Genomic DNA, 21,661 nt, shown 5'->3' with positions numbered 1-21,661 from the left:
TCGAAACAAGCCGAGAACGCGAACGCACGCTTGATCCGGTCGGGACAACAGTTTGGCGCCACTTCGCCGACGATCACACCGTCTCTGAACTACACATTCTGGAAGAAACGGCCGTGGAAGCCGAAAGGTTCCGCGTGTGGAAGAATGGCCCGTGCCTGGACATCTAGCGTTGCTGCATCAAAGATCATGAGTTCAGTCCGCTCACGTTGGAGGTTCAGCGCCGTCACAAGCACAACTCCATCGTCTTCGGTATCGGCATCAGGATGCTGGACGGGAATTGGTTCCTCAATGTAAACCGATCGCTTCCACCACTCTCTGGCGGTGCCTGTCTCACAATCCACTTTGACAAGTCCGTTTGCCCCTGTGCGGTCGGTCGCCTGCCCGTACGCGTAGCGGTGGCGTCGACCGATGACTGAGCGGGCGACGCGTGGCATCTCCATTGCACCATCGTAGAGTCGCGTCCGGCAGATCGTATTCGAGTCGGGGTTGATACGGTACCGCATTAGGTGGGCATCGGGCACGCTTGGGAATCCGTCGTCAAGTTCGGACAGCGACATGGTGTCGACGATGTCGCCGTTCGGGAACTCCACGAGGTCAAGGACGATCGTCCCACCGTCGACGTAGGCATTGACATGATGGAAGGTGAAGGCCGACTCGAACGTCGGATCGGCCACAATGTCGCCGGTATTCCGGTCGACCACGAGCACGCGTGTGTCGCGTTCTGGCTGCCAATCAAGCATGTCGATCGCACCCTCAGCAAACGGATTCAATGCCCGAAACACCGACAGGATGAGCGGCGACTCCACGATAATGACGTGGTTGGCGGTGACGCTACAGTCGTGGATATACGCCGGGCCATTCGCGTCGATGGAGGCGATTCCCTCTCGCGTGCGACTCCCAGCCGGGAGACGGTAGAGGTGATACTGTGGTGTCCGACCGAACTGCGTGGCGAAGCCGACCAGTTCGTTCTGGTGAGGGTCGTCGACGAAATGTGCAGTCGTGATGTGTTCGGGCAGGTCGTCGTGGAATCGAAAGTGTCCGCGTGTCTCGAGCGTCTCAGGATCGAAGGCGATCCGGCGCGGAGCCTCGGTGAGTGCGACGTATTCACCGTCGATACGGGCGACGTGAACGTTTGCGTTGTCGGTCGGATCGGGGATCCCCAGTGAGGTTACGGTCTCGAGAAGACGACGCCAGCCACGCGTGTCAGTGCCGAACTGGCCGGTCAACCGACCGTCCATTGCCTCTGCGTAGGCATCGGTACGGAGAAACCGGTTCGAGTAGCGGAGCGAGCCGTCGTCGAAGGCGTAACGGCGGAGCATCGCTAGACCGTCGAACCAGTGGTTGACGCGGCGATCACCGACCTCGAAGCAGGCGGGACCGTTGCGAATCAGCGTTCCAGAGAGCCAGTCGGGGATGGAGCCCTCGACCGTCGGGCGATGGTCGTGGACTTCCGTGGTCAGCGAGTGAAAGCCGGCGCCGGATACTGTCACAGCCATAGATTCGGGCGAAACAGCAATCAATCCTTCGTGCATGACAATCCGGATCGCGTGATCCGATCGGTCTCACGAAGTCAGAGACTTGGGCATCGACCGTTGGATTTCGTGAGTTGATCGTCGATCAAATATCCTCCCCGGATGTTCTTTTCTCCGTTAGGGAGATCCACAAACTCGAGTGCGCGAAAGCGGTCGCTGGATCAGCTGGTGCAACTCCTGTGTGGCCACGCGCAGAAGTCTCAACTCAGTCTGCGACTGAGTGTTCCACCTGTGGTGGAAGCCCCGTCGTTTACCGCGGACGAGGGTGTCACTGTAGTCCCGGAGCGTTTCCTTGTCAAGGTCAATATCAAGTTGAGAAGCGAGATGTTTGAGATTGTGCTTGTGAGTTATAGTGCGGTATGTTACTGCATATCTCGAACTACGTCGCTTTATATTCTGGTGCAGTTACCACCGTATTCGCTAATCACTCATCCTCGTTCTAGCAATAGCGAGAAAGCTCAACTCGTTCTGAGTACCACCAGGTGCTGAAGCGAGCTGACTTCTTGACTGTCCCGCTGGTGAACCACCTCGAGGTCAAGTGGTTCGAGACGCGGAGCGTCTCGTCACTAAGCGGGATCGAAGATCCCGCGAGGCCGGCGAGTCCTTTTAGATTCGTTTGATCACGGAAGATCTTCGATCTTCCGAACGACCCCGAGGCACTCGTCCTGCTCCGCCTGTAGAGGCCATTCAGGCCGTCCACGTATCGCCCCACTCTGTTTGGGGAATTCTGAGACGTTTCCCCTCCCCTTCGCCATCAATGCGTTCAACAATAACAGCGTTAATTTTCCCAACAGATGATGTTTCTTTCTCGACAACCCGATATTTGCTATTGTTGTCTTGCAAGTCCTCGACGGTGTCCCCGACCTCGACAGTGCTCAGATCTTCCATACTGTGGGGTATGTTTTCAAGTGTGTTATGCTATTCGGTCATCCGTGGTTTTGCAAACCTGTCCGCGAGAAAGATACATATCACACCAGAGATGACTTCGACTCCCGAAATAACCGTGAGTAGCCAAACTCCGTACGTATCTCCTCAAAAAACTCCAAACGAGTACGAAAGATCGAAGGCGACAAAGCTGCCGACAAAGCAGGCAGCGACAACAACTCACGTATAGACACGGAACATGTTCGTTCTCAACAATAGGGAGGGGTGGAGGCTACGATCAGAAGATAGCCAGCGCGTCGTACGGCAAGAAGAACAGCATGATTGCGAGGAATGGAATCAGTGCAAGCAGCATAACGATAGCGTAGCCAAACATTTCACGGGCTTTGATGCGCGTAATGGCGAGAAGCGGGATAGCCCAGAATGGATTAAGCAAGTTCGTGTGTGCGTCACCAACTGCATACGCCATTGCGGCGTGGCCGAATTCGACACCCAGCCCATCTGCGGCCTCCATCAACGGCGGACCCAGAACCAGCCACTGACCACCACCAGACGGAATGAACGCGTTCGTGATTGCAGCAGTGACCCACGCGATTATTGGGAACGTCTGAGCAGTGGATGCATCAATGAGAACTTCTGCAATATACGTCGCAAGACCGGACCCAGCCATTATCCCCTGAATGCCGGCGAAAAATGGGAACAGCAGAATGATTCCCGCAGCGGCAGTCGCCGCTTCGCCAAACTTATCTCGGTATGCAGACGGGTTCGTCCAGACCAACACACCTGCCATAAGGAAGCCGAAGTTGATGACATTGAGGTCCCATGCAGCAAGACCATCCGTTACGAGCATGTAGAAGACGTACACAAACCCGGTCAGTCCGATAATTCCACCGAGAACCAGGCTATTATCAATTCGCTCTGCCGGAGTCTTTTTCTCGTTGTCTGATTGTTCAATTTCTTCACCACCATCTGTTTCCTGGCCAAAGAGTTCGCTTTCTGGAATGTATTCCGTGATGCCACGGGCTTGCTCGCCAGATGGTGTAATTAGATACAAGACGAGAGATGCAAAGATGATTGAAAGGATTGTCAGCGTGATACCATACCCATGAGCGATCGTCTCTGTGATTGGGATACCATCGTCTGGAAGCATATCAAATACAGTCCCTTCACCGACTGACGCTGCATCAGTGAGCAACAGTGGTCCGGACCCTGACAGCCCCCAGTGCCACGTAAGACCCAGACCCATGTAGCCCGACACTGCGAGTAGCGGATAATGGACGTCAATGCCTTTTTCGTAGGCGACTTTCCCCATCTCACGGGCAAAGATAGCGCCCAGAATGAGGCTAAAACCCCAGTGAATCCATGCAATGGCCATCGAAAAGATGGCAACAAACACAACCGCCTGCGGGGGTGTAGACGGAATATCCGCAAGGCGAACGAGTATAGCGTTCGCTCGCGGATGGTAGGCAAGTGCAAAGCCAGTCATAAGAATGACTGTCATCTGCATTGCAAATGCGAGGAAATCCCAAAAGCCGTCAAACCAGTGGTCAACGAGCCCTAGCGGCCCTGCTGTTCCTCCTTCCGCTTGCTCAATGATTCCTAATTCGCCGAGAACCAGTGCGGCGAAAAATACGAGATACGTGAGCAAAATGGCAAAGAGGAACGGACTTGGCATCCACCGTTCAACGGAATTTGCAATACGTATCCCCAGCCGTTCAATTGCTGAGCCCTGAATGTCATTACTTGACATGCACACGCACCAACTCAGCCATCTTATGTAAGATTTGGGGAAATAGTTGTAAAAATACTACCAGTTAAAAAAAGTTGCAGTGACAAAGCTTCACAAGGTGCTCGCGCTGTTCTTTCCTGGAGTTCTGAAGGGTGATGCAACTGACAAACGATTCAGCGATCAACTCGAGTGCGCGAAATCGGTCGCTGGATCAGCTGGTGCAACTCTCGTGTGACCACGCACAGAAGTTGACAGCCAGTAGTGTGTGGAAGTACACCGCGAATGCACGATTCGGTCCAGACAGTGTCGTATTCCGGATACCAATTTGTCAGAGGAACGCCTCGAGTTCCTCAGTCAACTCCTCCGGCGCCCCGAGCGGAACGCCGTGCCCGACGTCCGAAAACCCAACCAGTTCCGAGTCCGGGATCTGATCAGTCATGAATTCGGCTGTCTCCGGTGCGTAGAGATTGCTCTCCTCGCCGTACGTGACAAGCGTCGGCACGTCGATCCCGGGCAACGTTTCCCGGTAATCGTTCGTCACCATGGCCACCCAGAGATTGACCGCCGTGTTGGTCGGCGTCTTCTCGCTCTCTTGGATCACCCACTCGAGTTGCTCGTCGGACAGCTTATCGAGGAGATCACGGAAGATGTCTCCGGCAACGCGGTCCCAGGAGGGTGTGAACAGCCCAATCGTCTCGAGGTTCTCCTCGTGACTGAACTCGCCATAGAGGCCGAGATCCCATTCGTCGTCGGTCAGAAGTTTTGGCGACATGTCGATGAGGACGAGCCGCTCGAGATTGTCGCACCCAAACTGTTCGACGTACTCGAAGATGACGTGAGCGCCCATCGACCACCCAACGAACGACACCGGCGAGAGGCCTAGATAGCTTGTGATTTCGTCGACATCAGTCGCTAGCCGTTCCAACGTGAGTCCCTGCTGCGGATGGCCGGAATCGCCGTGCCCCCGGAGATCCAGTGAGATGACGCGATACTCTTCCCGAAGAGCGCTGATTTGCTCGCTGAAGAAGTGCCTATTGCAAGTCCAGCCATGGAGGAAGACGACTGGGTCCCCGTCCCCTTTGTCCTCGTAGTAGAGCTCGACGTTATCGGTGGTTGAGAAGTAGGGCATACTACGACGGAAGACGAGGAGTGGCAAATAACCACATGGGGCGTCAAGGGAGAAAGTTACCAAGATAGGAATAACGGTCTACAGGCGGAACAGGGCGAGTGCCTCCGGACTTGACCCCGAGGGTGAAGCCCGTCGGGAGATTTATCGAACCACACGACGTAGCAAAGGGTAACGACCGTGACGGACATTAAAGACCTTAATGTGAAGCGGTCGTTCGACGGTTTGGAAATGCGGCTCCTCTCAAAATCCTGTCGTTATGATAGGTGCGACGGGAGTTGTCGGGTCGTGGTGGAGCGACCGACCCTCACGGACACGAACAGCGTGTTCGGGTGTTAATTCCAACCGACCCCGTTCAGGGGAAGGTCGAGGGGAATTACATTCGCCTGCGTCCGACCGTCCGTTTCTGGACGGCACGGACAAAACGGTGAAGCCTCGGGGCTTGCCCCCGAGGTACTTCACAGCAGAGTGTTCGACGCTCAGTAAGCAAATACGATAGCGTCTGAAAAAGATCCAGGCAGCAGGTTCTAAGCAGCGCTTTTGTGCATCAACAGGCGTGAGGCGCAAATCGGCAAGTTCGGCGAGTCGTCTCTCCCACCGCAAGTGTCGTGTGTATTCATTCACACAAGCTCTCTCACGCGAATTACGTCACCCCAGGCGTCGAGTGTAAACCTTCGAAAAAGCCAATCAGAGACTCTAACAAACAAGATGCCCTCACAAGAGAAACGACCTGTTGAACTCAGGGGTAGAGGACACCAGGTGTCGAGTGTAAAATAAAGATACTACTCTAGCGTGAATCTATCATTCTACATCAGAAAAACGCTGATCTGACCCGATAGCGGTCTGTACAACCTCTGGATCCTCGAGCAAGTAATAGAAGTTCGTCATCCCCTTGCCACGTCCACGACCAACACGATCTGTAATCCCCAAAATATCGAGGAATGCCTGTTCATTCAGTCTGTCAGCCATCCGACGCTGAGAGAGTGCATCTATGTCAAGCGTCTTGGTGAGCTGTTCGTACTGCTCGTAGATCTCACGAGTGGAGAACTCCTCTTGCTTCTGTCCGTCTGCAAGCAATGAGAGCGCATAGACCGCTGCTTTTGACTGAGTCGGCTGGTCTTGAAGCAACTTCGAGAATCGATCGATATCCGCCTGCTCACGGGCATCTCTGACGTGCTCTTCAAGAACCAGATCACTACCATCGTCCTTAGCAAGCTCACCTGCGTTTCGAAGAATGTCAAGTGCCTTTCGAGCATCGCCGTGTTCCTGTGCGGCGAACGCGGCCGCCAGTGGGATCACCTCATCACTGATAACGCCCTCGTGGAATGCGTCTTCTCGATGACGCATAATTTCACGCAACTGATTTGCATCGTATGGTGGGAAAATAAACTCACGTTCCTGCAAACTACTGAGGACTCGTTCATCGAGGCTGTCCTTGAAAGAAATCTTGTTACTAATAGCGACTATCCCGACTTTGCACGACTCGAGTTTACCAGCCTCCCCGGCTCGAGAAAGCTGCATTAGCACGTTGTTCTCCTGGAGTTTATCTATTTCGTCGAGGATGATGATGACGACATCGTGCAGAGTATCAAGAACATTCCAGAGCCGATCGTAGTACGCGTTTGTAGATAGCCCAGAGAGTGGCACAGAAATGTCTGTTTTTTCTGAGTCGTTGAACGACCGTGCAAGTTTTATTACGACTTGCGTTTCTGTCGTTGTCTGTGTGCAGTCAATATACGCTCGAGCTAGGTGTGTCCCCTCCTTTTGAGCGAAACGTTCGGCACTCTGAGTAACGTGTTTGGCGACTAAGCTCTTTCCAGTCCCCGTTTTACCGTAAATTATCGTATTCCGCGGCTTGCCCCCTCGAATTGCTGGATGGATACCGTTTGCAAGGTTCGAGATTTCATCGTCGCGACCAATGATCCGCTCCTCGTCCGGAATGTGTTCGATGTCAAGAAGTTCCTTGTTCGTGAAAATCGGATCTTCACTCTGCCAAATCGAATCAAGAGAACTCTGTGCCTCGTCGCTCATCTTGGTAGTCGACCCCCGAAAGTCCACTTCATTGTTACACACGACGGTCGGTGCCATATATAAATCTACGTGCTCTCCCCACACCGGCCGTCGAGTGTATCTGCCCGGAAAAAAGGGATAGAGGTATTCTAGACGAGAATAAAAATGACCGTTGCTATTAAACGAGGAGAGGCGGTCCAGCCCCGGGTGTCGAGTGTATTGTCTGATATGATTTGGTCAATGTCCCACACCGGTCGTCGAGTGCATCAGTTGACATGTGTGTGAGTCACCAAGAGTGGTCTGCATCACTGCTGAATCGTGGCTACGCCGGTACGCTATTCGAATCCGGCGACTCGAGCGAACGCGTCTGAAATGAGTATTCAAACCAAACCCCGATCACTCATGATGACTCAAGATCTGAGGTCACGTACACCTCAATGATCTCGAGAACACACACACCCCGGGTGTCGAGTGTAAACTGACGAAATAGTGGGTAGCTAGTTCTCTCGAGGGCAATCAGGTATGGACTCTTGAGGAGGGAATTCCTACAATAGAGGTGCTAAACAATAACTGTACTCAAGATTTCACGGTACTCTACTACTACTATCTAGAAACTATTTATATATTTTATTGTTTCGGCAGTATTACAGAAGTGAAAATGCTATACGTGAGTCGAGAAGCTGTAATTGAAAATCAAAGCTAGTTGTCTCTTTATATACTCTCGAAAAGTGTAATCAATCCATAAGTTCATGAGATTGTTCGTGGGTTTGCTCACATGATTTCTCCGTTGTTATCTATCTTTAGACTGAGAGCACATCAAATTCCAGCATAATCTCCTTTTCTTAACACCCCAGAGGAAAATTCTACTATTCAATCTCGCAGGTTTACACTCGACACCCGGGGTGTGTGGGCATTGTCAGGATGATTTTACAAAACTCCCGATACGGGAGTTTTTGGACATGAGTCATCTGCTGTTTCCCACTTCGACCCCGTTCTGACGGATCAAGTCGGAGCCATCTTGCGGTTCACCAGAGCCTACTATTCTGAGTTGACCTCTATTCAGGCCCATAATGTCGGCAATAAGATTTAAATAATGTTTGTAGAATTATCTGTTATGGGTTACACTAAAAAGAAAATAGGTGCAGTGTTCTTCGCTGTGCTCATGGCGACATCGATGATCGCCATGCCCGCACTCGCAACTGGGCCGGGTGTGGACGCGGCGAACGACCGACAGAATAGCGCTACAGCCCAGATGCCGGTGGGTCATGGGCAAGCCGATGGACCACCTGGACAGACCGGCGGTGGGCCACCGGGTCACGCTGATGACGGGCCACCAGAACAGGATGAGAGAAACGGTCCACCCGGTCACGATCGCGGCGACGTGAACGTCACGGTACCTGAGCTCGAGGCAAACACGTCGATCGAAGCGGTCCTGAACGCGACCGAGCGGCTTGATGAACTCGATCTCAAAGACGAAGCCGCGTCGACGGCTGCAAACGAGACCGTCGAGTCGCTCAACGCATCGCTCGGTGAGTATCGGCAGTTTGAGTACGTCGACTCCCAGGCAGCATTTGCGCACGTTGACGACGCACAGCGATCGCTTGCGGATCTCCACGATGCTGTCGACGGAGACAACGAGACAATCGTCGAAGAGATCAGCCGGGAGCTGTACGCGGCGAGCGATCGGAGCGCGCGGCTCACCGTCACTGACGCACAGAAGGTTGTCGTCGCGAACGACGACGAGTTCCGTAATCCGGGTCAGCGCCAGTCAGCCGAGAGCGCGCTTGGCAACGCCGTCGACGCGCTCGACCGGGCCGACGAGACCGTCTCGGCTGACTCATCTGGCCAAGGACAGGGCACGGCTCACTCCGGCAGTCCGTCCGATCGCGCGAACGCGTTGACACACCTCGAGAACGCCTGGAAACACGGCGAGCGAGCACTTGATACGGTCGAAGACAACACCGAGCCGACCCTCTCGCTTTCCCAGAGCCAGGCCTTCGAGCGCAACGACACGATCGTCGTTCCGCTCCGTGCGACGCTCTCCGACGTTCGTCCGTACGCCTACGACGAGGCCAACGTGACGATCGACGGCGACGGCGAAGCTGACGACATTTCGTTGATTGCGGGCGAATCTGCTGACTCGACTGCGACCGGCATGACACTTGTCGACGTCAGACCCGAGCCGGAGAACATTACGGCGACGGTAACCGCGACACACGACGCCGATAGCAACCGATCGGTCGAGGCAACTACGGAGATCATCGTCGATTTGGATGACGTCATCCCGGATCTCCCGGCACCCGACGAGTATCAGGAAGTCGAGGTTGCGAACGAGTCATCGGGTGTTAGCGTCAACGCTGCCGGTGATGGCCTCCACGAGACCACTCTCTCAGTGAGCGACGAGACGCCGGAGACAGACGATCCATACCGTGCGGGTCCGATGGTTCGGATCACCAACGAGACGCCGATTGACGAGGCGACCGTCGAGATTCCGATCGACGAGGGAGCCCTTGATCGGGAGGGGAACCTCTCGGTGATGACGTGGGACCCCCACAGTGAGGAGCCCTGGACACCAGTCGAGACCGAGATCGATCGCGACGCCGGCGTTGCGACAGCTGACGTCGATGGTTTTTCGTTCTTTTCGGTGTTCTGGATCGACGACTGGGAGGACGAAACAAGCGATACGATCACGCTCGACGGGAACGAAACCGACGGCGATGTCGGTGACGGTAGTCAGATAGAGAAATCGGACTTCGTGTTCGTGATCGACGTCAGCGGTTCGATGAGCGGCAGTCGGATCGTCAACGCACGCAAGGCCGCCCAGCGGTTCGTCGGCGCGTTCGAGGACGACGAACGGGGTGCGCTCGTCGCGTTCTCGTCGTCGTCAACACTGGTCGAGGGACTGACGACCGATCACGACGCGCTCAATAGCAGTATCGAATCGCTCTCTGCTGGCGGATTGACGAACACCGGTTCCGGACTTCGGGACGGAATCGACGAACTCGAGGCAAACGGCTGGGAGAACCGCTCGCAGACGATTATCCTGCTTGCCGATGGTGGCACCAACCGCGGCCCCAACCCGGTCGGTGTCGCGAGCGACGCCGCCGAAAAAGACATCGACATCAGCACCGTCGGGCTGGGAAGCGGTATCGACGAGGATGAACTCCGTGCGATCGCGGGCTAAGCAAATGGTGATTTCTACAGGCGGTTCAAGGCGAGTGCCTCGGGGCTTGACCCCGAGGGTGAAGCCGGCAACGCCTGACCTATCAACTCTAATCCATACCTTTACAACACCGTAGTCCGTCGAAAACAGTATGGAAAAGTCGCTCACGAAGACACTTGTCTTCCAACTCCAATCCGGTGATGAGCGACTTCTTTCCGAAGCGTACCACGAAGCGCGATGGGTGTTCAACCAGACAATCCAATTAGCGAAAGACGGGGCGGACTGGGACGACATCTCGCCACGTCTTGAAGACGAAGCTGACCTTGTGAAGAACACGACGCAACGTATCGTCGCCAAAGCACTCGAAGCACTTCAGCAGTCTTACGACCGCGACGACTACAACACACCCAGTCACGAAAAGACCGGGCCATACCCGTTGCGAATGAACTTCACCGAAGGATACAACCTCACCCTCAAAGACGACAGGATACACTACCGAATCAGTGCCAAACCGTACAACCCCGTGAAAGGCACACTTCGTGGCGCACCAGACAACCTCGAACTCCTCGAACAAGCCCTCGAAAGTGACGAATGGCAAGTAGGAACCGCCGAAGCGATGAAGCGCAACGGCAACCACGAACTCCACGTCAACGTTACTCACCTCGAAGCCACTGTTCAGGACAAAATGGACGCTCAGACCGTCGTTGGTGTGGACATCAACGAGGACTGCGTAGCACTCGCCGCACTTCGTGAAGACGACTTCGTTGATTCGGTGGTCATCGACTATCCTGAAATCAAGCAAGAGCGTCATCGGTACTTCACGATGCGGAAGCGGATGCAAAACGCTGGCCAGACAGCGTTCGACCGTGTGTTCGAGGACAAGGAGGAACGCTACGTTCACGACAAACTCCACCAAGTCTCCCGACGAATCGTGGAGTGGGTTCAGCAATTCGAGTCGCCGCTCGTTGTGTTTGAAGACCTCAAGCATATGCGAGACTCGATTGATTACGGCACTCGGATGAATCGTCGGTTGCACTCACTACCGTTTCACAAGCTCCGTTCGTTCGTCGCGTACAAAGCGGCTTTCGAAGGGATTCCAAGCGATGACATCGACCCGGCTTACACCAGTCAGATGTGTTCTTTTACTGGGTGTGAGCATACAGCTCGGTCGAATCGTCGGAAGAAACGGTTCAAGTGTAACGCGTGTGGTCGGCAAGACCATGCTGACCGGAACGCGGCAGTAAATATTGCGAAGAAAGGATTGGAATCGTTGAATCGAAATGTGCCTGCTCTCAACACGTTGCCGACTGTTCGGAAACTGCGACGGCAGGCATCGGGCTGTGTGAACCAGCCGACCGTGACCCACCCGACCGTTCGAGGTTATCAGGCCGATGGTCGTGTGGGAGTGTCCGAGTAACCCACGGGAAGCCTCGGGGCTCGACCCCGAGGTGGTTCACCAAGTCGAGGATTCGGAGGATCTACCCGACACGTTTGAACGCGTCGCGGAGAACGAGACCAGTGTTCAGCTGAACGATACGAACGGCGATGGCATTCCCGATCGAGTCGCCGAAATGGACCTCACGATGCCGACCGGTGAACCCGGCATTGTGGGCGAGTCGCTGGAGCTCGATCCGATCGCGCTGGACACCAGCGGTGATGGGATTGCCGACAATGAGACAGTCGACATCAACTACCGTATCCACGAGGAAAACAACGAGACGAAACTCACCGCACAGGTCACCTACGCCGAGCACCACCCAGCACGGGTCGATACGACCGGTGATGGGTTGACCGACGCCGAACAGCTCGGTGGATGGGAAATCGAAGTCGTCGACGATCCGTCGGATGCTCAGGAGTTGATGGAGCCAGATGATTTTGTTTCCAATCGGGACCCGTCTTCGTATTTCGAATCGCGGACCGTGTCTGCGAATCCGCTGGTGTCCGATACTAGTGGTGATGGACTGAGCGACACCGAAGAACGTGCTCTCGGAATTGATCCCGAACAGACGACAACGGTCGCCGATGGCATCTCCGACACCGAGGCACTCGAACGTCCACACGAGGACCCGACGGTGTTCTCCACGGACCCTCCAGACGTGTCGTTAATCGGCTCGGACCGCAGCTGGACGAAAGGGGATATCAGCGTGGACAGCGACGGAGAATTCGATATCGGATTCGAGGACCCCCGCGACTGGGACACACCGGTCGATGCGGATCGACCCGGCTATCTCTACGAATTCGACATCCTGGTCGTCGACTCGCTCGGGATTGATCGTGTCGAACTCCGCCAGTCCGGTGTCACCGAGTTCTCGGAAACCTACGCGTCGGTGTCGCAGGTTCGAGAAGACAACATCTCGTTCTACGGTGAAGGCGAACGGATTCTCACGGAGTTCCGTGGAGCAGAAACCGATGTCACAGCTGAGGACGAGGTCGTCAACACCGGCAGCAAGATTGTCAGCTCCGAGCGATCGATTGCTGGACGGCTCGCTACACAGGCGCCGCTGACCAGTCAGCGCGATCTGGGACGGGTATCGGGGCTCGCTCACGCAGGGGCGGAGCTTCCCGATTTCGTTCGCCTGCTCGTCGGTGATACCGAGCAACTGGGTGAGGCGATCGCCGGGTTCTCCGAGGAGTACATGGCAGCACAAGAAGATCCCGAACCCGGATCCGAAACCGAGTTCTGGATCGACATCGCTCGCAACATGGGTGCGGACACCCATCAGACACAGGCCCGGGACAATCCCGAAGCACAGCCGACCGACACGGCCACTGACGACATCGAACACTGTATCGATCAACACATCGACGGCTCGGTAGCCTCTGAGTACTGCCAGTTCGCGGCCGGCTGGTACGAGGGATACTCCACGTTCGTCATCGTTGAGACAGTGATCGGTTCCAAGGGAGCGCTGCGAGGGGCTTCCAGTGACGACGACCTGCGGCGAGTGCTCGACGATGCTGGCGACAACTTCGACGCCGCACAGGGACTTCGCCAGATCGACAATCCGGAGACAAAAACAGGCAAGATCACCTATCGAATCGTCTCTGACGGCGGGAATCCAAACATCGACGCCCCGGTCGTCACGCGACAGCTTCGGGAGGACCACGGCATTGAAACTGCTGGTGGAGTACAGCGGGCGATTGGCGAGATTGAGGGACTGCGCCACGTCGATGACCTCTCTTCGAGTGAACAGGCGACGCTGGGCGCACGGATCTCGAAGAGTCAAGACGCGAGTGCGACGCGGACATTCGTCAACGAACTCGACACTGTGGAAGATGTGCGCCGGTTGCTTGATCAGGATCAGGCGTCAATAAACCGGCTCGTCGACTGGCATGCGAATCCGGCTTCGCATCGGAATATCGATCCGGATCTCGAGGCGAGTGATTTTGTACATGTCGCCCGGAATGGAGACGTGTCTGAGACGCGACTGATAGCCAGAGGGCCAGACGAGAGTGGCTCGTCACAGGTTCGATGGCTCGAAAATGGGGATCTTGACGAAGGATGGACACATATCGAAGCAAGGCATATTAGAGGAACACAGAAGATTGATGAGAAAGATGCAACTAGCATTTTCCCAACTGGAAAAGAAGTGAAAGGAGAGAGAATGCCGAATACAATCTCACAAAATGAGGTCATAGATATGACGTACAATGCGATCAAAAGGGGTACACCAACCCAGCAGGGACAAAAGACAAGATATTATTTCGAACCGATAGACGCGGGCTATCCAAATAGTGGAATCGACGACATGCAGGTCTTAGTGCTGTCAGATGGAACTGTTGAGACCGCTTATCCGAACTCTGGAAGTGCGGTAAAGAGATGGGTGTCTGACCTAAATGATGGACAAGGAGGTTTTGTCGATACAACATGACTTCCCCTGACCAACATACTAACGTGGAAATAAAATTCCACTACAATCAACAATACCGAGAACATGTTTCCAAGGGTAGTCCCGACCGTTGGATAGATATGTCATTGTCAGCTGCTGGTGAAGACATCTATGGTGGTTCACGTGGTATTGTGACGGGTTCTGCCTGTATCGTCGTGCTTGATTTGTTGGATTCCATAGAATCAATTCGTTCTAATGATAGAGGGATCATCACTTTTGATGATGGACCTTCGTGGTTATCGATCGCTAAATGCGATGAGAGCACTGTCGAAATCGCAGCCTGCCACACATTGAAAGGTGCAAAAAGTCCAAAGAATCGATTAGACATTTCTCGGACTACAGTAGTGACACAACAGGCTTGGGAAGAAGCAGTGGTCGAACTCTCTCGAGAATTTTATCAGAAAATCACCAAGATCAATCCCGATCTCCAGAATCATGAAACGGTCGAGCAAATACGCGAGAAGATCGATACTCTAACCGGGAGTGGAGGATAGTCCCTAGGAGCGTTAATCAAACATCCCGACGATCTGGAAGCGATTGTCGATGACCTCCTGATGACCGAGGCCGGTCAGTTGCTCTCGGATAAGTGGGTCGATGGAGTCAGCGACGACGAGCAGAATCAACTGGCCGAAACGCTCGAAACGGCACGGGAGCGGGGAGCAGTCGAACGAAAGCTCGTGATCCAGCAGGAACAACGAGGGAGCCACCTCTTCGACGAGACGCTGGCCGATCTGGGAATCGATCGGATCGATATCGTTGCAGGAGAGTCGTAACCAAAGCCGCCTGCATAGGAGCCAACCGACGGATACATCGCATCGTCGCCAAGCAGATATCGCTGGTATGCTGTGGTGTCTGCGCCGATACGCATATCCGCGTGGAACGGTAGCGGGGCGGATCAGCTTCCTACTCACGGTTTGGAAAACACTGATTCTGAGGCTGAGATGGTCGAACTTAAGTCCCGGCTGTCGGCACGCTCGCTCAGCGGCACTCGGGTCGAACTCACTGCACCGGCCGAACTGATCTCCAACCTCGATTAACAAGCATCCAAACCCGCTCCAGTGCTGGCCCACTGACTACCCGATCACTGATCATATTGAGGAACTCCCGATATTCGGAATCCACGCGAATGATCTGTAACAAGTGTCTGTTACAGACATCTGTGACAGATATCTACCATACAAGCCAGAATAGATTTCTGGTGTGCAAACGAGAGTGAGAATTTGTATGCGGTGTGGAACTCAATCGATCAAACCGAATCCTTCCTCACGCATGAGTTCGGCGACACCCTCTGGATTTTCAAACGCAAACTTTAGAGCGAACTCTCGAGCGTCAGTCTTTGACACTTCTTCGGTTCCAAGCTCATCGGCGAGTTGGTTGCGGAACGCGGACTCTTGACTATGAACTGATTTGCGAAGATGAACTTCGATTCGGTCATCTCGTTCGTCACCGACGTTGTTTCGACGGACGAAATAGGGGAACTGCTCCTGGTCGCCTCCATTCTCGTTGTCTTCAGCCTCTGCCACACTGCTATCTTCGTCGGGATCATCCGTGCTCGCTGGCTCTGGCTCTGATTCTGCTGGTGGCGATTGGGTCACTGGCCGATCCGGCTCTGAGCCAGTGTCCTGTGTCGATTTGTCTTGATTCTCGGTCTCACTCTCGGCGTCCTCGTCACCACTGGCTTCTCCTGACCCAAAATCCAGGTTTCCAGATCCTCGTTTCATGGGCATTAGGCCGTCACCTCACGTTCGAGGTCTCCCACATCGAACCGCTCTTCGCCGTAGCCGTCGATCTCGAGGACGAGTTCGGTATCGACATCGATGTCGAACGTTTCGGTCGCAATGAACGCGGCGAGGGAGTAGAGATCTCGTGCGGTCTCGAGCTCACGATCGCGAACGCCACGCTGACCCGGTTCGCTGACCATCTCTCCGTCTTGTTCGAAGGTTTTCCAGCGTTCTTCGAGCACTTTGAACGCAGACCCGCGGGCTTCCCACATCGAGTCCATGAGGCTCTCGCGATTAGGGATCGAGACAGGCGTTGGGTAGTACTCGTTGTTTTCGAACTGCTTGGTGTACTGCTGGTGAGCATTCGTCTGTCCAACACCAGAGGGAACGACACACGAGAGGCCGACTTCAATATCCAGACGACGCTCCATATTCGTCACGAGTTCCTCGAGACCCCCGAGACTAAGGTTGCCCTTTCCGGCGGGCTTGACCGGCGCAACCAGTGTTCGCATCGCGTAGATAGCGTTGTATAGCAGGTCCTCAGCACGGGCGTTCGGATCGATCAAGACGGCATCGTACTGCTCGTGGAGTTGCTCTTTGTCCCAGAGCAGGTCATACAGGAGTTCGTACCGCGGGAAGTCCTCCCGGTCCATATTCTTCATGCCCGTCTCGTAGTCGATCTTCTGCTCGAGGTTCGACGTGAAATCGCCGAGCATATCGTGACTTGGAATAACGTCGACGCCTTCCTCAGATGTCTCGACGAGATCTTTGAAGGGCCCATCGGGCATCTCGAGGATATGCTTAACGACGTTGTCTGCATCGGGATCACTTCGGTGCTCACCAACATCGAATAGGCTCGTAAGGTTGCCTTCCTGAGGATCAAGGTCGATCACACAGACGTCGAGACCCATGCGCTCGAGGGCAACTGCAAGGTTTGCAGTGGTGGTGGTCTTGAACGTGCCGCCGGATTCGGAATAGACGACTGCTGTTATCATAGAAGTCAATACAGTCACTACATACATAAATTTGTGGCAGACATAAAGTACAGACATCCGGTACAGATATCTGTTACAGACATCTATTACAGAAATCCGTTACAAGAATCTGTTATAATAATCTGTTCAATTTATCCATGGCGTTTATCTGTTTGATTTATCTGTAACATCTATCTGTGGCTGTCCAGTCTTGTGGTTTTCCGACTAACGACATCCGAAGAATACTGGATTTGATAGATTTCTATACTGGTCGTATGGTCCTTCTATGAGTTGTCTGTAACGAGTATCTGTCACGGCTGTCTGTAACATTGGTCAGTGAGGACTCTCCTGGGTGAGCGATCTCGGTGCAAAATCCCAACAAACATCTGTAACAGATGTCTGTAATAGTTGTCTGTAACTTTCTCCCTGATGCGCACGAAACGAGCGCGGATACTACCCTACCAACGACTTCAAGTGAGATTCCCTTTCGTTATATTCTTCTCAGCGTACAATACCCGGTCGGGATGACCAGAGAGGGGTCAATGACTCGATCGATCGGGGGTCCCAGAACAGTCAACCACGGGCGCTACCGCTTGCAGCATATCCAGTATGAAAACTGCTGTAGACGCATTTTGTGTCGGGAAATGATCGATGAGAAATGCTTCGATATACACTCGTGACCAGGGGTGCCGTCCCGACCGAAAGCGACCGAGCGGGAGTCGTCAGGTCAGCTCCTCGAGTCGACTATCGCGCAGGACGGATTTCAACACGATACCGGTGTCCTGCACCAATCGGTGCTCGAGATAACTCCCCTCACCACGTCCGCCACCGGTTCGCGTGGACTCGACGACACCAAGAAACGCTTGCTCTTTGAGTAGTTCGTAGACGCGATGTTCGCTCAGGATCTTGGTATCAACTTTCGTCGCGGTTTCTTTGTATCGATTATAGATCCGACTTGTCGAGAAGCCATCTTCGTTTGGGTTCTCTTTGGTCAGCAGCGCAAGCGAGTACAGGATGAACTTGACCTGCGTCGTCGAACCACGCAGGAGTTCTTCGAATCGGTCGACTTCCGCCCACTCCTGTGCATCACGGATATGGTTTTCAGTGACCGTGTCAACGTCTTCTCGCTCGGCGAGTTCGCCGGCATGTCGAAGAATCTCGATCGCTTTTCGTGCGTCACCGTGTTCCTGGGCAGCCAACGCTGCAGCCAGTGGGATCACGTCATCAGAAAGAACACCTTCGCAGAACGCGTCACGACGATGTATCATGATCTCTCGGAGCTGGTTTGCGTCGTAGGGCTGGAAGACGAACTCTTCTTCTCGAAGACTCGACTTGACTCGCTCATTGAGTTGGTCGCGATACTCGATCTTGTTGCTCACAGCGATGACGCCGAGATGGCAGTCTGCTTTCCCTGACTCGCGAGCGCGCGAAAGTTGCATGAGAATGTCATCGTCCTCGAGCCGGTCAACCTCGTCAAGGACGATGATCACAGAGTCGTAGGCGATGTTGAGAATGTCCCAGAGATAATCATAGTACTCACCGCTGCCGATCCCAGCTCGCGGGATATCGAAGTCGGTCTTCTCAGTCTCGTTGAGCGACCGGGTAACCGTCCTGGCAACACGCGTCTGCGTGTTGTGTTGAGCGCAGTCCACGTACACCGCTCCGACCGAAACACCGTTCGATGCTGCCGCGCGGCGGGCGCGCTCGGTAACGTGGCGAGCGACGAGAGACTTTCCAGTCCCTGTTTTGCCATAGATCATCACGTTGTTAGGTGGATCTGAGCGAACAATCGGTCTGAGTTCGGCGGCGACGGCTTCGATCTCATCGTCGCGGCCGACAATACGGGCACTCTCCGGAACGTGGCCGACTTTGAGCAGTTCTTTTCGAGCGAAGATATCCGCGTACTCGGCGTCGTCGTCATCGAAATTGAACAGTGGGTCCTCCGCCGGATCCTCAAACCGATCGTTGAAATCTGAAAGTTGGGACGGTTCGTCGGCCATCGATATGATATAGCGCGTACTCCCCGAACTTAATCGTTCCCCCACCTCGACAAGAGTGTAAATCGGTATGAGAACAGATGCTGGCATCCATTTCACAGGAGATTACCAGTAGAGCACGAAAAGGTGGGTCACGAGTGATACGAGGATCAGTTTCGCCACTCCGCCGTACACCCCTGATCCAGAGTGAATGCGCTGTCAGATTCTCTCTCATCTCAAGAGACGAACCGCGGTAGCCGCGAGTGAGTAAGCAGGGATGATTGACATGAATTTCGCACCACCCCTGATCAAGAGTGTATCCAGATAATTTCCGGTCAGTTCCACGGACAGTTCGTCTCAAAATGATGGGTTTGTGAGAGATTGCTCGAGTGTGTTCACCGAAGTTCAAAGGCTGTCTTCGACGGGCTCGAGGGATCTCCAGCCGATGTTCGGAGTGGAACAGAGTGCTGGATAGTCACCAACAGGGAACCCACACACCCCTCGTCCAGAGTGAAAACCTGCGAGAAGGGTGTGGACGTTCCAGATGAAACGGAGGTTTGGAACGAAGATAGAACGGTGGATCAGATAATAAAGAAGCTGTATCGGTGAGAAGGATAGAGAAAGAGTACTCTACATAGCGAAGAACCTGAAGAGCGCTTCACTAGCGGTAGAACGAATTACCAATTCGTTCTTTAATCTAATGAAATTAGCTTAATGGACTTTACTCATTACAGCATCATAAATCCACTAGAGTATAGTTAGAATAGCTACAGCTTTGCGAACAGCTAGCGGAAACATGATCTGTCGAACTTTTTCGATCCACAGAATCACTCACACGTCGCTCAAATCGACGTGTTATAGCCTTATTCTGCACTTTTGGCGGCTTTCCGTCTTGGTGGTACTGCAACTGTTCATGTGCGATGGCAGACACCGAATACTCGTTACACTCTTGATGAGGGGTGTGTGTGGTCAGAGTGTCCTGCTTCCGTACGTCCACGACGAACTCTCTTCGATTGCTCAAGGAATCTGCGATCCACACCGCGGCCACTCTCAAAACGGACCGCTCGTGGTTTTGAATACACTCTTGATGAGGGGTGTACCAAGTTTTTAATATCACTAAACACACACGCTTGCGCTTGTTTCACACTCTGAGTATTTCTGCTTGTTTTCACTCTGGACGAGGGGTGTGTACTGTGTGTTTCAGAGACACTTTTACTGCCATGACTTTTGATCACTTTTTCCATAGATTGTTCAACATATACACTCTTGATGAGGGGTGTAGTAGTCGAGTTTTTGTGGGGCACATAGCTTGGCTACGTAGCACACTATATCTGAGGACTCAACATCACCGACCCATATTACCTAGCAACGAAAAGTTTTAATCACTATACTGTGATGTTAAGGCGTAACAATGCAGCCAGAATTGACAGTTTATTGGGACGAAAAGATGCTTGATCACCGAGCCCCGCAAGGAGCTTTCAAATTACCATCTACACCTATCATAGAGGTCAACGAAGAGCATCCTGACCAACCGTCGAGGGTTCAAAATATTCTTGCGATGATTCAGCACTCTTTCGATGACAGAACTACTATCGTCTCTCCAGATCCTGCTGAAAAATCTGATCTTGAGTTAGTGCATGAGTCAGAGTATATTGAATGGGTGAAGGAATTCTCGAGGAATGGCGGTGGCCGTATTGGTACCACAACTACTGGTATGAACGAGCACACGTTTGATTCTGCGTCTGTGGCCGCAGGAGCAGCTATTTCTGCTGGGGCTAATGTTATTGGTTCTGATAGCAACTATCAATATGCGTTATGTCGGCCAAGTGGCCATCATGCACAATCTGATTGTGCAGACGGATTTTGTTTCTTTAACAATGTTGCGTTGGCAGCTGAAAAAGCAATCTTAGACGGCGCGGAGAAGGTTGCAATTATCGACTGGGATGTTCACCACGGTAACGGGACACAGGAAATCTTTTATGACCGTGATGATGTCCTATTCATCAGCATACATCATGATCACGGATCTTGGGATTCAGAGAACCATCCACAGGAGGGGTCCCTCGAAGAGAACGGTAAAGATGAGGGAGAAGGTTACAATATAAATATTCCACTCTCACCTGGAATTGGAGACTCTGCTTACGTTAAGATCTTTCGAGAACTCGTCCGCCCGATTATTAAAGAGTATCTTCCTGATGCCATTATTGTCAGTGCTGGACAAGATGCTAGTATTGTGGATCCGAACGCACGGAATCTAGTTACACGAGACGGATTTAGGAAACTAGGAAAAATAACCGATGAAATCGCAGACGAATTTGCGAGTGGTAATTTGGCACTTGTTCAAGAAGGTGGTTATCAACCCTCTCACTTATCTTTTGCAACCCTTGGTGTGTTTGAGGGCTTGTTCGATGTTGAAATTGACCTAGAACATTACGGTACTGAAGACCCATTCGACTGGGTAGAACCAAGCTCAGCAGTAGTTGATGAGGAACTTCCAGAAATAAAAGACACGCACAGCGCCTTCTGGCCGGTTTGAATCATCTCACAGTCCCTCAGTAGATCATGAGTGTCCCTCACTCTTCACATTTTATTTCGATATTAGTATTAATTTAACGACTAAAATCGAAGGTCCCCGATTAAGGGTAGATCCCATGGAAACGG

Annotated in this window: 14 protein-coding genes; 6 read left to right on the top strand and 8 right to left on the bottom strand. The window is 53.3% G+C overall.

Annotated elements, in window-relative coordinates; all coding sequences use genetic code 11:
* Positions 1–89: 89 nt before the first annotated feature.
* The 5 genes from ACERJA_RS13455 to ACERJA_RS13435 form a co-directional block, all read right to left on the bottom strand.
* A complete protein-coding gene (locus ACERJA_RS13455) occupies positions 90–1,496 on the bottom strand; it encodes a carotenoid oxygenase family protein (protein ID WP_373608778.1) in 1,407 nt (468 codons plus the stop codon).
* Between the two features lie 723 nt (positions 1,497–2,219).
* Positions 2,220–2,420, bottom strand: a complete 201-nt coding sequence (locus tag ACERJA_RS13450; protein WP_373608777.1) for a hypothetical protein — start codon at positions 2,418–2,420, stop codon at positions 2,220–2,222.
* A gap of 274 nt (positions 2,421–2,694) precedes the next feature.
* Complete coding sequence (locus ACERJA_RS13445) at positions 2,695–4,164, bottom strand: short-chain fatty acid transporter (protein ID WP_373608776.1); 1,470 nt, start codon at positions 4,162–4,164, stop codon at positions 2,695–2,697.
* 307 nt (positions 4,165–4,471) lie between these two features.
* A complete protein-coding gene (locus ACERJA_RS13440) occupies positions 4,472–5,272 on the bottom strand; it encodes an alpha/beta fold hydrolase (RefSeq protein ID WP_373608775.1) in 801 nt (266 codons plus the stop codon).
* 798 nt (positions 5,273–6,070) lie between these two features.
* The gene (locus tag ACERJA_RS13435; protein WP_373608774.1) at positions 6,071–7,300 is read right to left on the bottom strand and encodes an orc1/cdc6 family replication initiation protein; all 1,230 of its coding nucleotides are present in this window, start codon (positions 7,298–7,300) and stop codon (positions 6,071–6,073) included.
* A gap of 1,093 nt (positions 7,301–8,393) precedes the next feature.
* Here ACERJA_RS13435 and ACERJA_RS13430 point away from each other — a divergent pair.
* From ACERJA_RS13430 to ACERJA_RS13410, 5 genes are all read left to right on the top strand, one after another.
* Positions 8,394–10,463, top strand: coding sequence for a VWA domain-containing protein (locus tag ACERJA_RS13430; RefSeq protein ID WP_373608773.1), 2,070 nt, complete (start codon positions 8,394–8,396; stop codon positions 10,461–10,463).
* A gap of 130 nt (positions 10,464–10,593) precedes the next feature.
* Positions 10,594–11,859 (top strand): RNA-guided endonuclease InsQ/TnpB family protein, encoded by a 1,266-nt coding sequence (locus tag ACERJA_RS13425; RefSeq protein WP_373608772.1) that lies wholly within the window; start codon positions 10,594–10,596, stop codon positions 11,857–11,859.
* Positions 11,834–14,311: a hypothetical protein gene (locus ACERJA_RS13420; RefSeq protein ID WP_373608771.1), complete on the top strand. Its 2,478-nt coding sequence runs from the start codon at positions 11,834–11,836 to the stop codon at positions 14,309–14,311. The genes ACERJA_RS13425 and ACERJA_RS13420 overlap by 26 nt, the downstream gene beginning before the upstream one ends.
* Positions 14,308–14,823: a hypothetical protein gene (locus ACERJA_RS13415; protein WP_373608770.1), complete on the top strand. Its 516-nt coding sequence runs from the start codon at positions 14,308–14,310 to the stop codon at positions 14,821–14,823. The genes ACERJA_RS13420 and ACERJA_RS13415 overlap by 4 nt, the downstream gene beginning before the upstream one ends.
* A gap of 60 nt (positions 14,824–14,883) precedes the next feature.
* Positions 14,884–15,102: a hypothetical protein gene (locus ACERJA_RS13410; RefSeq protein WP_373608769.1), complete on the top strand. Its 219-nt coding sequence runs from the start codon at positions 14,884–14,886 to the stop codon at positions 15,100–15,102.
* Between the two features lie 465 nt (positions 15,103–15,567).
* Here the strand turns inward: ACERJA_RS13410 and ACERJA_RS13405 are convergent, their stop codons facing one another.
* The 3 genes from ACERJA_RS13405 to ACERJA_RS13395 all read right to left on the bottom strand — a co-directional run bounded on the left by ACERJA_RS13405 (position 15,568) and on the right by ACERJA_RS13395 (position 19,024).
* Positions 15,568–16,056, bottom strand: a complete 489-nt coding sequence (locus ACERJA_RS13405; RefSeq protein WP_373608768.1) for an acyl-CoA dehydrogenase — start codon at positions 16,054–16,056, stop codon at positions 15,568–15,570.
* Positions 16,056–17,045, bottom strand: coding sequence for a ParA family protein (locus ACERJA_RS13400; protein WP_373608767.1), 990 nt, complete (start codon positions 17,043–17,045; stop codon positions 16,056–16,058). The genes ACERJA_RS13405 and ACERJA_RS13400 overlap by 1 nt, the downstream gene beginning before the upstream one ends.
* Before the next feature lie 701 nt (positions 17,046–17,746).
* A complete protein-coding gene (locus ACERJA_RS13395) occupies positions 17,747–19,024 on the bottom strand; it encodes an orc1/cdc6 family replication initiation protein (RefSeq protein WP_373608765.1) in 1,278 nt (425 codons plus the stop codon).
* 1,387 nt (positions 19,025–20,411) lie between these two features.
* On the opposite strand from ACERJA_RS13395, the gene ACERJA_RS13390 reads away from it, so the two are divergent.
* Positions 20,412–21,536 (top strand): class II histone deacetylase, encoded by a 1,125-nt coding sequence (locus tag ACERJA_RS13390; protein ID WP_373608764.1) that lies wholly within the window; start codon positions 20,412–20,414, stop codon positions 21,534–21,536.
* Positions 21,537–21,661: the final 125 nt, after the last annotated feature.

Origin of the sequence: Natronorubrum sp. A-ect3 (genome assembly GCF_041821125.1) — an archaeon.
In the GTDB taxonomy this organism is placed as follows: domain Archaea; phylum Halobacteriota; class Halobacteria; order Halobacteriales; family Natrialbaceae; genus Natronorubrum; species Natronorubrum bangense.
The sequence above is the reverse complement of the archived record's forward strand: the minus strand, read 5'-3'. Positions and strand labels throughout refer to the sequence as shown.